Source organism: Pseudoalteromonas sp. M58 (genome assembly GCF_042604605.1).
Lineage (GTDB): Bacteria > Pseudomonadota > Gammaproteobacteria > Enterobacterales > Alteromonadaceae > Pseudoalteromonas > Pseudoalteromonas tetraodonis.
The window spans coordinates 2,107,511-2,123,544 of the sequence record NZ_CP152390.1 but is presented as its reverse complement, the minus strand read 5'-3'; the positions used below and the strand labels follow the sequence as shown (position 1 = coordinate 2,123,544).

Sequence of the window (16,034 nt, the reverse complement as noted above, 5' to 3'; positions counted from 1 at the left end):
TTGCATATGTTTTAAGGAACTCTTTGTGATGGAAGATTTTTTATTTTCAAATGAACAACCACCTGAAGTAGTAAGTGAAGAGCAAGGAACATGGAAAGTTCTAATTGTTGATGATGAACCCGAGGTTCATGCTGTTACGCGTTTAGCGTTGAGTGATTTTAAGTTTCAAGATAGACGCTTGGAGTTTATTAGTGCTTATTCAGGCGCAGAAGCGAAAAAGTTGATTGATGATCATCCTGATGCGGCCATCATCCTACTCGATGTTGTTATGGAAACAGACGATGCGGGTTTGCAAGTAGCAAAATACATTCGTGATACCGTTAAAAATAATTATATTCGCATTATTCTACGAACCGGGCAGCCAGGCCAAGCACCCGAGCGCCAAGTAATCGTAAATTACGATATTAATGACTATAAATCTAAAACAGAACTTACCGCACAAAAACTATTCACCGTTATGATGGCAAGTCTTCGCTCGTATCGCGATATTATTTCGATTGAGCAATCGCGTGAGGGGCTAGAAAAAATAATCACCGCTTCGCGCAATATTTTTGCAACCCATTCAATGGATAACTTTATTGAAGGCGTGATGCAGCAGCTTACTTCTTTACTAAACGTTGCTGATGAAGCCATGTATGCCACCACCTTAGTTGCACAAAATCCGTCAGAGGAGATGAATAAAAAACTGATTGTTTGCTCTGGTACCGGCGATTTTGCTAAGCGCGAGGGAGAAGAGCTAGAAACCGTACTAGCAGAAGATCAATTACAAGCGTGCCAAGAGGCCCTTGCTAACAAAGCAATTGTGTACAGAGATGATTATTTGTTTGCGCTTATTGCAGCAGTAAATTTAACCATAATTCAATGTTGTTTGTATCAGGTGTGCCGTCAAAGTTGACGGATACACAACGAAACCTAATTGAAATCTTTTCTCAAAATGTGCAGTTGGCATTTGAAAATGTGCAGTTACATACTGAAGTTGAAGCCACACAACAAGAGCTTGTTTATCGTTTAAGTGAAGCCGTTGAACAGCGCTCGTGCGAAACGGGTAATCATGTAAAACGGGTTGCTTATATTTGCTATGAATTAGCATTAGCCTACGGGTTATCTGAAGAGCAAGCGAATTTAATTCGCTTTGCATCGCCTTTACATGATGTGGGTAAAATAGGTATTCCGGATGCAATTTTAAATAAGCCTGGCAAGTTAAATAGCGAAGAGTGGGAAGTTATGAAAACTCATGCTGGAAAAGGCTATGCTATTTTGAAAGATTCACCGCGTAAAATAGTCAGCGCAGGGGCATTAATCGCACAGCAGCACCACGAAAAAAGGGGATGGTTCTGGTTACCCTAGTGGATTAAAGGGGGAGAGTATTGATATTTTTGCCAGAATAGTGGCATTGGCTGATGTGTATGATGCACTGCGCCATAAACGTTGCTATAAAGGTGCGTGGACACTTGAAGAAGCGGTTGCGGAGATCAACGCAAATAAAGGAACGCATTTTGATCCTAAACTTGTTGATGTATTTAATGATAAACTTGAAGACCTCGAAGCGGTACTTTTACGCTTTCCTGACAAAACACATAACTAAACAGAAGTAACAATACATATGGATTATTTAGCATTAAAACACTCACACATGGCCATTGCGCTAGTGAGTATTATTTTATTTTACGTACGTTCTTTTTCTCGCATGGGCAGTGGCAGCCTTGCCAAAAATAAATTGGTTTTTATTGGTAGCCACAGTATAGACACTTTATTAATTGTCTCAGCCATCGGCTTAATGGCAATGGCTAAAATAAACCCATTAGAGCAGCTTTGGTTATTAGAAAAAATTATTCTAGTTATCGTTTATATTGTTGTGGGTATTATTAGCGCTAAACAAACGACAACCGTTCCAAAAGTCGTATTTTTAGTACTTAACACCGCTGTTATTTTAGCTATTGGTTACTTAGCAACAGCGAAAGCACCGCTGTTGTTATAATTAACAATGCCTATTTAAGCTTTGCACACCAAAGGTGTAAAGCTTACCTCTTCAATTCATTTCTGATTATTGGTATCTAGCTTTAAAATTAGGTAAACTACGTCCTCGTTTTCTAGAATGTTGTAGTATGAATGACCACCCTCGGGTTTGATGAACACGATGAATCTTATATAGAAGATGCTTACGATGATTTTTTGCCGCCGGCTATATATCGTTGTATAAAAGCGGAAGCTAAATGGGACCCTCAAATAGACTTAACACCAAGTCTTGAAATACTCACTGCGTTTGAGCAGCAAATAGAGTCTATTTGTCAGCAGATGCCGGACGAACACGATCGCCTAGATAAACTACTGATAGCTTTTATAGTGAGTGGCTATTTAGTGCATCAAGCTTGAAAGTTCCTGAGTATAAGTTAAATAGCATCAGCTACACCTTGTCTATGCGCAGTGGCACACCGACAACCTTAGCTATTTTGTTATGCCACTTTTTACAGCATGCTAAACTCGATGCCAGTGTAAGCATAACTCAAGGCGAAGTGGGCATTCACGTCGCAATGAGTGATGAAGAGGGTTATCTTGTCGACCCTAGCAGTGGCCAACAAAGTTGGTACATCATTCCTGAAAATATTGATGAAGAAAACCCTCAAGAACAAGAGCCTTTAGAGCTTATTTTTGAAGACGAAGTGTATAAATTATTTTTAGCGCAGCAAAAATGGTCTTTCATTAGTGAAAATAAATTTGGTCATGCATTAACTTGCGTCGATTTATTAATGGAAATGTTAGGTGATGATCCCTATGAGCGACGCGACAGAGGTTATTTACTAAATCAGCTTGGCTGCCCTAAAATGGCACGAGATGATTTACAGTTTTTTGTTGATGAATGTCCTGATGATCCTGCTATTGAAATCATTCTACATCAAATTGAAGAACTTGAAGACAATCATAAAACTCACCACTAAGAATAAAAAATAGGAAATGTTATGGCTGATCCCCAAACTGCATTAATTACCAATGATGCCGTTGTACTTGGTTTATTGGCGATTATTTTAGGGTTTATTTTCAAAACCTCAAATAGTCAACGCCCAGGTCTTGTGGCATTTTATAAATATGTACCGGCATTATTGCTGTGTTATTTTTTTTGCCGTCATTGTTAAATACCTTTGGTATTGTTGATGGTTCTCAATCTAACGTATATTACGTCGCTTCGCGATATTTACTGCCAGCGTGTTTAATTTTGCTTACTATCAGTATTGATTTAAAAGCGATTATTAATTTAGGTCCTAAAGCATTAATTATGTTTTTAACCGGCACCGCAGGTATTGTGATTGGCGGCCCATTAGCTATTTTAATAATGAGTGCTGTTTATCCAGAAGCGGTAGGGGGACATGGCCCTGACGCTGTTTGGCGTGGTATGACAACCATTGCAGGTAGCTGGATTGGTGGCGGTGCAAACCAAGCATCTATGAAAGAAATGTTTGAAGTGGGTGGCGATATTTTCTCAGCCATGGTCACCGTGGATGTGATAGTGGCTAATTTATGGATGGCAGTATTATTATTAATGGCAGCTAATCATAAAGCGATTGACGCTAAAGCCGGTGCAGATACCACCGCGATTGAAGACTTAAAGCAACGTGTTGAAAAATACCATGCAGAGCATGCGCGTATGCCAACGCTAAATGATTACATGATGATTATTGCTATTGCCTTTGGTATTACCGGTTTAGCGCACTTTTGTGCAGATATTTTAGGGCCCTTCTTTGCCAATAATTATGCGTGGGCAAAAGAATACAGTTTAAACAGTAAGTTCTTTTGGCTTATTGTTATATCAACGACGATAGGTATTTGCTTATCGTTTACCAAAGTACGCCATATTGAGGCGTTTGGTTCATCGAAAGTGGCGTCAGCCTTTTTGTATATTTTAGTGGCATCGATTGGCCTGCATATGAATGTAATGGCGATTTTTGATTCACCGATGTATTTTGTTATTGGTGCAATTTGGATGTTAACTCACGCAAGCTTAATGCTCATTGTGGCTAAATTAATTAAAGCGCCGTTATTTTATATGGCTGTTGGCTCACAGGCCAATGTAGGTGGCGCAGCGTCTGCCCCTGTTGTGGCTGCTGCGTTTCATCCGTCACTGGCACCGGTCGGCGTATTATTAGCTGTACTTGGCTATGGTGTAGGTACATATATGGCGTATATTTGTGGATTAATGATGCAAGCAGTTGCACCATAAGGAATTAAAATGAATAACCAAGTTATTAATATCAATGAAATAGAACTGGCAAATAATAAACCTTTTGTTTTATTTGGTGGCATGAATGTGCTTGAATCACGCGACTTAGCGAGCGATGCGTATTGCCGAGCATTATGTTGAAGTGACCACTAAATTAAATATTCCTTATGTATTCAAGGCGTCATTTGATAAAGCCAATCGCTCGTCCATCAATTCTTACCGTGGTCCAGGCATGGAAGAAGGCTTAAAGATATTTGAAGAGATTAAAAATACCTTTAATATTCCGCTTATCACCGATGTACATGAACCTCATCAAGCAGCACCGGTTGCAGAGGTTGTTGATGTTATTCAGCTACCGGCGTTTTTGGCTCGTCAAACAGACTTGGTGGTTGCAATGGCTAAAACAGGCGCGATTATTAATGTGAAAAAGCCACAGTTTTTAGCTCCGCATGAAATGCGTCATATCATTACTAAATTTAATGAAGCCGGAAATAATAATGTGGCCTTATGTGAACGTGGTTCAAGCTTTGGCTATAATAACCTAGTGGTTGATATGCTAGGTATGGATGATATGAAAACCATGGCTCCCGTTATATTTGATGCAACTCATGCATTGCAGGTCCTGGCGGTCGAGCTGACTCAGCCGATGGTCGTCGTGCTCAAGCTGCCGAACTTGCTCGTAGCGGCATGGCATTGGGTATTGCAGGCTTATTTATTGAAGCGCACCCCAATCCAAATGAAGCAAAATGTGATGGCCCCTGTGCATTAGCATTGAGCAAGTTAGAAGGGTACTTATCGCAAATGAAAGCGGTTGATGATTTAATCAAGAGCTTTGCCCCTCTTGATACCAGTGCTAGCGATTTATAAAGTTGATTAGCACTTTAAAAAGCGACTTAGGTCGCTTTTTTTATGGCTTGAATATACTCTTTCCTAGCATAGGTATATAATTCACCGCATAAGAAAAACTAATTCTAAGCTTGGTTGCCATGTCAAGACGAGTTCCTCCATTAAACGCGCTGAAAGCTTTTGAAGCTGCAGCACGTCATTTAAGCTTTACTAAAGCCGCAGAAGAGTTGTATGTCACGCAAGCTGCGGTGAGTCATCAAATAAAAACGCTTGAAGAGCATTTAGGCTTAAAGCTGTTTTTACGTAAAAATCGCTCGTTATTATTAACCGAAGAAGGCCAAGGTTACTTTTTAGATATTAAAGAGATTTTTACTCAGCTAATAGATGCAACTGAAAAGCTATTAGCTCGTGGTGCCAAAGGCTCGTTAACCGTAAGTTTAACCCCCAGTTTTGCGATTCAATGGCTCATTCCTCGATTGAGCTTATTTAACGAATTACACCCAGAAATTGATGTGCGAATTAAAGCCCAAGATCAGGATGAAAACTCGTTAACAGACGATGTTGATATCTCAATTTATTATGGTCGCGGTCATTGGAGTGGGGTGCAAGCCTATAAACTGCACACTGAGTATTTAGTGCCGTTATGTAGCCCGTTACTGTTAAATGGCCCCAGAGCGCTTAACCAACCCAGTGATTTAGCAAACCATACCTTGCTACATGACACCACCCGTAAAAACTGGAAAACCTGGATGAAAACCGCCGGCGTACGTAATGTACAAGTTAACCAAGGACCTATATTTAGTCATTCTTCTATGGTGTTACAAGCTGCGGTACATGGCCAAGGTGTTGCAATTGGTAACAGCGTACTAGCAAAACCAGATATTGATGCAGGACGTTTAGTGATCCCGTTCAATCACAGTTTAGAGAGTAAAAATGCCTATTACTTAGTGATCCGTGAGTCACAAAATGAGTTAGGCAAAATTGTATCGTTTAAAGACTGGATGTTAAGTTTAGTTGAGCAGGAGCAAGAATATTAATGAGCATCGAATGGGTTAGAAGTAGTCAGCAACCGGCAATCGCACAGTTTATATTTGCTCATGGCGCAGGGGCTGGCAGTGATTCTGAGTTTATGCAAATCATGGCTAAACAACTTAGTGAGTACAGTATTGACGTTGGCTTGTTTGATTTTGAATATATGCAAATTGCTAAACAAACTAACAAACGTCGCCCACCAGAGCGAGCGCCTAAACTACTTACTTATTTTGAACATATAGTGACTCAAGCTGATGCAAATTTACCGCTATTTATAGGGGGTAAATCAATGGGCGGGCGCATGGCATCGATGCTTGCCTGTTCGACCTCTCATCCTGTTTTAGGTGTGCTTGCGTTTGGTTATCCGTTTCATCCTCCGGGCAAGCCAGAAAAACTGCGTACAGATCATTTTGCAGAAATACCGTGTCCTTTTTTAGTATTACAGGGGGAAAGGGATACCTTTGGCACCCGCGAAGAGCTTGCCACAATGGCCATGCCAAAGCAGCCAAAGTATGTATGGTTAACGGATGGTGACCACTCACTAAAACCGCGTAAAAAAAGTGGCGTGACTGAGCAGGAAAACCTGAATGCTGCGGCAATACAGGCAGCAAGCTTTATAAAGAATACGCTTGAAAATTTAAAAGAGGATAAACATGATTAAACTATTTTTATTAGCAGGCAGCTTTTTTTGCATGCTTTCAGTGATACTGGGCGCATTTGCTGCTCATGGTCTGAAAAATCGTTTATCAGAGTACTCCATTGGTATTTTTAAAACCGCCGCTGAATATCAAATGGTGCATGGGCTGGCGTTAATTGCAGTGGCTATTTTAATTAAGTGGGGTATGCACCTCAGTATGGCGGGTGGTTTTTTTATTGCCGGTACATTGTTATTTAGTGGCAGCTTATACTTATTGGCCTTAACAGGGTTGAAGTGGCTGGGCCCAATTACCCCATTGGGTGGGCTGTGCTTTATTATTGGTTGGATAGTTATTTTAGTGCAAGTTGCACGATTTAAGTTTTAAAGAGTTTAAGGGTTAATATGTCTAGTGTTGTGATTTACTGTCGTAGTGGTTTTGAAAACGATGCCGCTGCTGAAATAACGTTTCACGCTGCCGAACAAGGATTTGCTGGGTATGTAAAAGCAAAACCAAATACCGGTTATGTTATTTATGAATGTTTTGAAGCGCAGCACAGCGACGAAATAATCAAAAAAGTTGATTTTAAAAAAATGGTGTTTTGCACGCCAATGGTTTGCCGGTAACCTAATTGAAAATATGCCCGTAGAAGATAGAGTAGGCGCTATTGTAGATGCCGCAAAAGATTTTACTTTGTGTTCTGAGCTTCGTGTCGAAACACCCGATACCAACGAGGGCAAAGAGTTACTGACTTTTTGTAAAAAAATATCGACCCCGCTTAAAAAAGCCCTCGAGAAACAAAACACTGTATTGCGTGAGCCAAAAGCAAATCGCCCAGTAATGCATGTGCTGTTTTTAGCTAATAATACTGCGTATGTGGGTTACTCATATAGTTATAACAACTCTCCTTTTTTTATGGGGATCTTACGTTTACGTATGCCAAGCGATGGCCCAAGTCGTTCAACGCTTAAGTTAGATGAAGCGTTTAATGTGTTTATTCCTGAGCAACAGCGTGAGTCACGCGTACAAGCTGGGATGCGCAGCGTTGATTTAGGTGCATGCCCAGGTGGCTGGACTTATCAGTTAGTTCGCCGTGGTATGTTTGTTAGCGCGATAGATAACGGCCCAATGAACGAAAGTTTAATGGAAACGGGTCAGGTAAAGCATTTTAGAGAAGATGGTTTTAAATACCGTCCAGAAAAAAGAAATATCACTTGGTTGGTTTGCGATATGGTAGAAAAGCCGACTAAAGTGACTAACTTGATGATTGACTGGGCAGTAAATGCTTATGCAAAAGAGCTTATTTTTAATCTGAAATTACCGATGAAAAAACGCTTTGATAGTGTGTATGAATGTTTAAAAATGATCAGAGAAGAAATGGCGAAGTACGGCATAAGCTATGAACTTCAAGCTAAGCATTTATACCATGATCGTGAAGAAATAACGGTGCACTTAAATGTCACTAAAGTGCCACAGAGCTTATATAGTTAATCTATTAGCGAGTATAAAAAAAATGGCCAAGTGGCCCATTTTTTATTTTAACTACGGTATTGTGGTCGGTAATTTTCAACCCATAATCGTGTGGCACCACATACCGCCACACAGGCATAACAATTAAATTTACAAATGGGATAGCGGTTAGCAGCATCACGGCAAAGCCAAACCCATAAGATAACCCTTGTTTGCTTTTTAAATCATTTTTCATTTGTGTAAAGCTAATTTTGTGATTATCAAAAGCATAATCTTTATATTGCACCGCATACATCCAGCAGGTAAAAAGCACCCATAGCACTTGGCCTATTACAGGTAGTACCCACAATAAAATAAAAAAAAAAGCCGATAGCGCGTGGGAGGTAGTAGCAAAGCTTAGTCCATTCCCGGCCCAGCATTCGCGGAACATCTTTAACTAAATCAGCTAATCCGTCGTCGTTAATTTTTTGACCAGTTAAGTAAAGCTCTACCTTTTCACTTAGTAAGCCATTAAAAGGTGCGGCGATAAAGTTAGTAATAACGGTAAATAACATACTGTAACTAAACAGCACCACCAGCACAGCAATTGGCCACATTAACCATTCGAGCCAACTTAGCCATTCTGGGAGCATGGCGTTTACGGCATTAAAGCCATCACTAAGCCAGCCAAATAAAAAGAATAAGGAGCTACCAAATAATAAAATATTAATAAGTAGGGGTATAAGTACAAAGCGTTTTAGCCCTTTTTGACTAATTAACTTAAACCCTGAAATAAAATATTCCATACCTTGTGTTATTTGCACACTAACCTCATCGATTATTACTATTTTAGCTATTATAAATAGCTTGATGATTTTAAACAGTACTTTTAAGTAACAAAGTATTTAATAAAGGGTATTTACAGATGGTATGTAAATAAATGATTTGTTGATAAGTACATTTCAAATCGCCACCTTGTATTGAATGGCAAACGCTCGTGAAATAGACGAAAATAGCATAGATGCTGATTTCAATATTATGTATAGTCAAAAGACTATAATAAATTATTATAAACAGGCCCTAAAATAGAGCGACGCATTTAGCGTTAGTGATTGTTGAGGAATATAATTTGATTGAAATAATGAGAGTCAGAAAGCTGCTTTCTCAGCAACAAAGTATATTATCGAAAATAGCACTCGGTGCGCCACTTGATGAGGTACTGGAAAATATTTGTTTATCTATTGAGGAGCTTATTGAAGACTCCTCTGCAAAGTGCTCTATATTAACGCTCAAAGGAGAGCAGCTATTTCATAGCGCGGCACCTAATATTGCACAGGGTTACTGCCAAGCAATTAATGGTGTGAAAATAGGGCCAACTGTCGGTTCATGCGGTACTGCAGCCTATGAAAAAAAAAACGCATTATAGCCGCAGATATTTCAACATCGCCATTATGGGATGATTATAGAGTATTGGCGTTAAGTTATGGTTTAAGGTCATGTTGGTCTACCCCCATTATTTCAACAAAATCAGACATATTAGGCACTTTTGCAATTTATCATGACAGCGCAAAGTCACCGACACCACAAGATTTAGAATTAATAGATTTTTTTGTTGATTTCACCAGTATTGCTCTTGAAAAGCACACCGAGTCACTAAGATTAAACGCGTTGCTTTTTGAATTACAGCAAAGTAATGAAAAGTTTAAAGCCTTTACAAAAGTGCTTCCTGATCTAACCCTCATTTTGAGTGAAGAGGGGGAGTATACCAATGTTTACGGCACAGCTAATGAAAGTTTATATTTAAGCCAAGAGCACGTTATTAATCAAAATGTCAGAGATATTATGCCTCCTGAAGATGCAAATCCTATTCTGGCGGTGATTGACAAAACGTTGCAAACTAATGAAGTTCAAGTGTTTGAATATCAGCTCAATATAAAAGGTAAGCAGCTTACATTTGAAGGGCGAACAGCTCCCCTTGAAAGTTACCAGCCTAATAACCCGTCACTGAGACATGTGGTGTGGATGGCCAGAGATATCTCTAATCGCAAAGCTGCCGAAGAAGAAGTACAACGGTTAGCATTTTTCGATCCGCTCACTAACCTTCCTAATCGCAGAATGCTCAATGATAGGCTCAGTATGTATGTGGAGCGAATTAAGCAGTCTGATCATTCTGGCGCACTCTTATTTTTAGATTTAGATAATTTTAAACGCATAAATGACTCACTAGGTCATAATGCAGGCGATGAAATACTGGTTGAGTTATCACAACGATTAACAGCTATTTTGAACCCGGCAGATACCCTCGCACGAGTCGGTGGTGATGAATTTATTATTCTTATCGAGCATGTCGGTGATAGCCACATGCAAGCTAATAGTGAATCTGAGTTGATTGCTAAAAAAGTACAAAGTGTCTTTTATGAAAAATTTGAAGTGGGCGATTTAGCGTTTCAGGTCAGTTGTAGTATTGGTATTTGTTTGATTAACACGAGCAATGCCATAACCGCTAATATTTTAAAATTTGCAGATACCGCTATGTATCGCTCTAAAATGAAAGGCGGTAATAGTAGTAGCTTTTACGACCCCGCACTGCAAACCTTACTGGAAAATCAAACTGAGCTTGAAACTGACATTGTTAGGGCTATCGCGTGCGATGAGTTTTGTGTTTTGTGCTTATTTTCAGCCACAATTAGCAATTGATGGAACCCTTGTGGGTGCTGAGGCATTAATAAGGTGGAATCATCCAACCAAAGGACTTATCCCCCCTAATGCATTTATTCCAATTGCCGAGCAATTTGGCTTAATTCAAAAGTTACAAAATATTGTATTAAGAGATATTTGTATTTTACTTGAAACACTTCGAGATAATAACTTACTCGATGACAGTTTTAGCGTATCAATTAACATTAGCCAGTGTCAGTTTAATTCTTCCACTTTAAAAGGTGAGCTATTTAAAGCAATTGAAGCGTTTGACGTCTCGCCAACTCGAATTAAATTAGAGATCACTGAATCAATGTTAGCGGGTGACTTGATGGGGACCGTAAAGCAAATGGAAGAATTAAAATCGCAGGGATTTGTGTTTTCAATTGATGACTTTGGTACGGGCTACTCGTGTTTAAAACATTTAAGCGTTTTTCCTATTGATGAGTTAAAAATTGATAAAAGCTTTATTGATAAAGTGCTCAATAGCGCATCGGGTCAAAGTATTGTGCAATCTATTATTGGCTTAGGTCATAGCTTAAATATTAACATTGTGGCCGAAGGGGTCGAAAGTGCTGAGCAACTAACAATATTAAAGTCGATGGGCGTGAATGCAGTGCAGGGTTATTTATTTGCAAAACCATTAACGTACAGCAACTATTTAACATGGCATAAACAGCATCAATAACCCTGTATTTATCACTAACAGAGCGACAGGTTTAGTTGCCCTAATCGATAAGCCGCGTTGTTTGCGTACCCACTGCGCAGCAACGTTTAATAACGTACCGCGCTTTTGCTAAAGCAAAAATGTATATTTTTTGTTTGTTTGATACCGTGATGTAATTTATCTTTTATTATTGTGTAACTACTACACAAATCATTCCTGAGGCATTGGTTTAGCGTTTTTAACGCGTTAAACTAGTCAGGAATTGGCAATAAGTCTACTTGTTGTGACATTACCTAAACGTGAACATGACAAGTACTTAAAACTCGCTTTTGAGTTGCTTTGTCGTTTGTTGAAACTAGGGTTTAGTGTGATGTCATGGTGTGTCGCTATGTCGGTAACTTTAAAGAACCATTAGGAGCGATAAATGAATACCACTAAAGCAACTTTAAAGTCGGGTGAAACACATTCTTCCCGAGTTAAGTTTCTTGATGGGGTTGATATACCCGTATTTTTAATCAGTGGCGGTATATTAGTTTTATTTGCCGCGCTGGCCCTTTACGACATTAAACTGATGTCTGATTGGATAAATACGGCCTTTGCCTTCTCAACCAAAATATTTGGCGCCTTTTGGCAAGTCCTACTTTTATTAACCTTTGTGATTGGCATTTTCTTAGCTATCGGCCGCACTGGCTCAGTGGTACTGGGTGGCTTAAAAACCCCTGAAATTTCTACCTTTAAGTGGATAAGTATTATTATGTGTACTTTGCTTGCTGGTGGCGGCGTATTTTGGGCCGCAGCAGAGCCAATGGCACATTTTATTTCTCCGCCACCGCTATTTGGTGGTGAAACAGGCACTAACGATGCCGCTTATAACGCACTTGCACAAAGCTTTATGCACTGGGGATTTTTAGCCTGGGCTATATTAGGCAGCTTAACGGGCATTGTTTATATGCATCTTCATTACGAAAAAGGCTTACCGCTTAAACCTCGTACTTTGCTTTATCCCGTATTTGGCGATCGTGTTATGAAAGGGGCGCTTGGTACAATTGTTGATGCATGTTGTGTACTCGCTGTGGTTGCTGGCACTGTAGGTCCAATTGGTTTTTTAGGCTTACAGGTGAGTTTTGGCCTAGATAAATTGTTTGGTATTCCTGACACCTACACCACACAAGTAGTTATTTTATTTAGTTTAATTGGCATTTACACACTTTCAGCGGTAAGTGGCGTTACTAAAGGTATTCAGCTGTTAAGTCGTTTTAATGTTGTTTTGGCTGTAGTGCTGATGTTGTTTATATTACTGATGGGGGGGCCACTGCGTTTATTATTGATAGCTACATCCAATCGTTTGGCTTGTACTTAGATAACTTTATTCCTATGGCTACGTTTCGTGCCGATAAACCATGGTTAGACTGGTGGACCGTATTCTTTTGGGGCTGGTTTTTAGGTTATGGCCCTTTAATGGCGATGTTTGTTGCGCGTATATCGCGTGGCCGAACTATCCGTGAAATGATTTTACTCATCTCTGTGGTTGCGCCAGTGATCACCTGCTTTTGGTTTACCATTGTGGGTGGCTCAGGCATATTTTTTGAGTTAAATAATCCAGGTGTTATATCAGAACCTTTCGCAGGGCTTAATTTACCAGCGGCATTGTTAGCCATTACTGAGCAGTTACCCATGGGGTTTGTTGTGTCGGTATTATTTTTAGTGCTGACCACTATTTTTGTGGCAACAACCGGTGACTCAATGACGTACTCGGTATCTATGGTGATGACCGGTACCGATCATCCGCAAACATCAATTCGTGTGTTTTGGGGAGTTATGATGGGGGTAATGGCTGCATTACTCATCTCAATTGGCGAGGGCGGAATTTCAGCGCTACAGTCCTTTATTGTGGTGACCGCGGTGCCAGTTTCCTTTGTGTTACTACCGTCACTGTGGACAGCACCACAAATAGTTAAAAAAATGGCAGATGAGCAAGGGCTCTAATAGCACATAAAAAAGGCGCTCGTTAGCGCCTTTTTCTATTTTATACATCGCTTAAATTTTAACAAAAAACAGCCACATTTCTTCAGGCCACACAGACTCTACCGGATTAAAATAATTCACTAACAAACAGTTTAATTTGTTGATTGAGCAAGTTTGTTAAGTTTTTTCAAACTATTTAATTATTTTAAAAATGAAGCAAGCTCGTCAACGTGCGTTTGAGTTTCATTTATTAAAAGTCCAATTTGTGCCGCTGCTTCGTTTGATGTTTTGGCAAGGTTACGTACTTCGTCAGCAACCACGGCAAAACCTCGTCCAGCTTCACCAGCTCTCGCAGCTTCAATGGCCGCATTAAGAGCAAGTAAATTAGTTTGATCTGCCACGGCATTAATGGTGGTGACTGTAGTTTGAATTTTCCCTAATACGGTTGACATTGATTGATGCGTTCCAGTAACTAATTTGTTTCTAGAAGAGACATTACTACCAAATACAACGTATTTAGAAACCTTACCGTTTAAATCGGTAATAGAAGAAATAATGCAATCTAGCGTTACGTCTTCATTTTGATGCGTCAATGACATTATTACTTCAGTCGGCTTGCCTTGGTTGAGTATTTGAATACGTGAAGAGTCTAAATGATCCCTTAAATTACCAAACACACTCGCTATGTTTGAGCCCTCAGATATGTTTAATTGCTTTTTGGTATACTCATTGGCAGATAGGAACTGGCCATCTTCATTAAACTCAATCACAGCCGAGTGGCTACTTATTGCATCTTTTTGGTTTATTTGTTCAAGTACTTGGCGCTTAATTTCGCGAATATCTGAACTGACGCCCACAAACCCTGTGTGCTGGCCATTATCATCAAATGTTGGGTTTACCGACAGAACAATCCAATATGGCACACCATTTTTATCAAAATTTAGTATTTCTTCATAAAATGGTTGTTTGTTTTTAAGGTTTTTTGAAATCCGCTTAACGGTTTCTTTGTCTGTTTGTTCTCCCTGCAAGAAATTGCCTGGTTTTTTGCCTTTTACTTCTGCAAGTGTATAACCTGAAAGTACTTCAAAGCCAGGGTTAACATATTCTACTAAGCCATCTTTATTGGTAATAAGTACACTAGTACTGGTATTGCTGACCACTTTAGATAACAGTTCAAATTGCTTATAGTCTTCAACTTGTGATTGTTTTGATAATACAAATGCAGACAACAAGGTATTATTGAAGTTAAAAGTAGTGTGGGCAACATTATAATAAATATTGTCTTTTATAGATAAACACAGTGAACCGTGTTCGCTATTTAAAGCATCTTGTAAAACGTTTAGCAATTTAGTGTTTTCTTTGGGCAGTAGTGCAGCGTCGGCACTGTTCGACGTATCTAAATTATTCGCAACAAGCTTTGAGTTATCATCGAAGACTGCATAGATATCTTCACCTAAACTCAGAAGTGTTTGCCAAGCTTGCTCATCTAACACTCTCACAGGCTCAGGTTTAAATACATGAAGCGAGCATGTATCAAGCTCTTTTAATGTAAGCGGGCTAATGTGTTGGGTTAAAAACAAGTTATTTCCACAAGCAATGGTTTTGCTTGTTGGATTATAACGTTTATTTAAATAAGTTAATGTATTAGTGTCATTAGTTTGGTTAAGTGTCTTACTTAGCGATTTAAACTCGTCATTCACTGCAATAACAGTGTTGTCGTTGTTAACGATAATCGCAGCTGCTTCGTGTGTACTAACTAGCTGTTTTGCAAACGCCTGTTTTCTTTTTTTTGGGCTAAACCACATTATTTATTCCTAATTTACACTCTAATTGATTGCATTATACGCCCGTCATAGTACATGTAGGTCAAACTATTGTTTTTTATTTTGCAATAATAATTTTGTGTCGGTATTTTTTAAAAGTAATGACATAAAACATAGTTATTGTTCATTTGTTACAATGCGTTATAGTTTGCTAACAAATAAGAAAATAAATTAGAGATAACCTATGCAGTTAATAGATTTAACCCCTGATGATCCCGATGTGATTAATGTTTTTTCTGATATCGACAGACTTATTAATTCTTTATATCCAGTAGCGACAGCACAGTCATTGTCTGTTAGTCAATTGGGCCAACCCAATGTCTATGCAATAGGCTTGAAAAATGAAGAGGGGATTATTGCTTGTGGGGCGATTGTTATGCAGTTTGATACCCAGCCCTATGGTGAGATACGCCGTTTATATGTCAAACCTAGTTATCGCGGAAAAGGCTTATCGCGCCGTATTATGCAAATATTATTACACCATGCTGGCGAAGAAGAAATCCCAATCATAAAGCTAGAAACAGGGCCAAAGCAAAGACAATCAATCCATCTTTACGAGAATTTAGGGTTTGTACAATGTGCCCCTTTTGGTGAATACACAGAAAACCCGAACAGCCTATTTATGGAGCTTGCGCTCAGCTAATAATACGCTATTTACTGTTTTTCTTTATCAATTTTAATCCTCACTCGTTACGAGTAGAAATACT

6 protein-coding genes and 8 pseudogenes are annotated in these 16,034 nt (G+C 39.2%); 12 read left to right on the top strand and 2 right to left on the bottom strand.

Translation table 11 applies throughout. The features are described from left to right. Positions 1 to 28: 28 nt before the first annotated feature. From AAGD16_RS09800 to rlmM, 9 genes and pseudogenes are all read left to right on the top strand, one after another. Positions 29 to 1,585 (top strand): annotated as a pseudogene (locus AAGD16_RS09800) (DUF3369 domain-containing protein). Positions 1,586 to 1,603: 18 nt separating this feature from the next. Beyond that, a complete protein-coding gene (locus AAGD16_RS09795; protein ID WP_024602655.1) occupies positions 1,604 to 1,978 on the top strand; it encodes a SirB2 family protein in 375 nt (124 codons plus the stop codon). Between the two features lie 131 nt (positions 1,979 to 2,109). After that, a pseudogene (locus AAGD16_RS09790) lies at positions 2,110 to 2,936 on the top strand (tetratricopeptide repeat protein). Between the two features lie 21 nt (positions 2,937 to 2,957). Continuing rightward, positions 2,958 to 4,213: pseudogene (locus tag AAGD16_RS09785) on the top strand (DUF819 domain-containing protein). A 9-nt stretch (positions 4,214 to 4,222) separates the two neighbouring features. Next, positions 4,223 to 5,080, top strand: a pseudogene (kdsA, locus tag AAGD16_RS09780) (3-deoxy-8-phosphooctulonate synthase). Positions 5,081 to 5,199: 119 nt separating this feature from the next. Continuing rightward, positions 5,200 to 6,096, top strand: a complete 897-nt coding sequence (locus tag AAGD16_RS09775; protein WP_013465321.1) for a transcriptional regulator GcvA — start codon at positions 5,200 to 5,202, stop codon at positions 6,094 to 6,096. Next, positions 6,096 to 6,752 (top strand): alpha/beta family hydrolase, encoded by a 657-nt coding sequence (locus AAGD16_RS09770; protein WP_377111434.1) that lies wholly within the window; start codon positions 6,096 to 6,098, stop codon positions 6,750 to 6,752. Before AAGD16_RS09775 ends, AAGD16_RS09770 begins: the two co-directional genes overlap by 1 nt. Next, a complete protein-coding gene (locus tag AAGD16_RS09765; RefSeq protein WP_377111431.1) occupies positions 6,745 to 7,113 on the top strand; it encodes a DUF423 domain-containing protein in 369 nt (122 codons plus the stop codon). The genes AAGD16_RS09770 and AAGD16_RS09765 overlap by 8 nt, the downstream gene beginning before the upstream one ends. Positions 7,114 to 7,130: 17 nt before the next feature. After that, positions 7,131 to 8,217, top strand: a pseudogene (rlmM, locus tag AAGD16_RS09760) (23S rRNA (cytidine(2498)-2'-O)-methyltransferase RlmM). Between the two features lie 47 nt (positions 8,218 to 8,264). On the opposite strand, the pseudogene cysZ reads toward rlmM, so the two are convergent. Further along, positions 8,265 to 8,981: pseudogene (gene cysZ / locus AAGD16_RS09755) on the bottom strand (sulfate transporter CysZ). A 323-nt stretch (positions 8,982 to 9,304) separates the two neighbouring features. On the opposite strand from cysZ, the pseudogene AAGD16_RS09750 reads away from it, so the two are divergent. Together AAGD16_RS09750 and AAGD16_RS09745 are read left to right on the top strand one after the other, a co-directional pair. Then, positions 9,305 to 11,560: pseudogene (locus AAGD16_RS09750) on the top strand (putative bifunctional diguanylate cyclase/phosphodiesterase). Positions 11,561 to 11,963: 403 nt separating this feature from the next. After that, positions 11,964 to 13,525 (top strand): annotated as a pseudogene (locus AAGD16_RS09745) (BCCT family transporter). 179 nt (positions 13,526 to 13,704) lie between these two features. Here the strand turns inward: AAGD16_RS09745 and AAGD16_RS09740 are convergent. Beyond that, positions 13,705 to 15,309, bottom strand: a complete 1,605-nt coding sequence (locus AAGD16_RS09740; RefSeq protein WP_377111428.1) for a methyl-accepting chemotaxis protein — start codon at positions 15,307 to 15,309, stop codon at positions 13,705 to 13,707. 202 nt (positions 15,310 to 15,511) lie between these two features. On the opposite strand from AAGD16_RS09740, the gene AAGD16_RS09735 reads away from it, so the two are divergent. Next, the gene (locus AAGD16_RS09735) at positions 15,512 to 15,970 is read left to right on the top strand and encodes a GNAT family N-acetyltransferase (RefSeq protein ID WP_013465312.1); all 459 of its coding nucleotides are present in this window, start codon (positions 15,512 to 15,514) and stop codon (positions 15,968 to 15,970) included. The last annotated feature ends 64 nt before the right edge of the window (positions 15,971 to 16,034 follow it).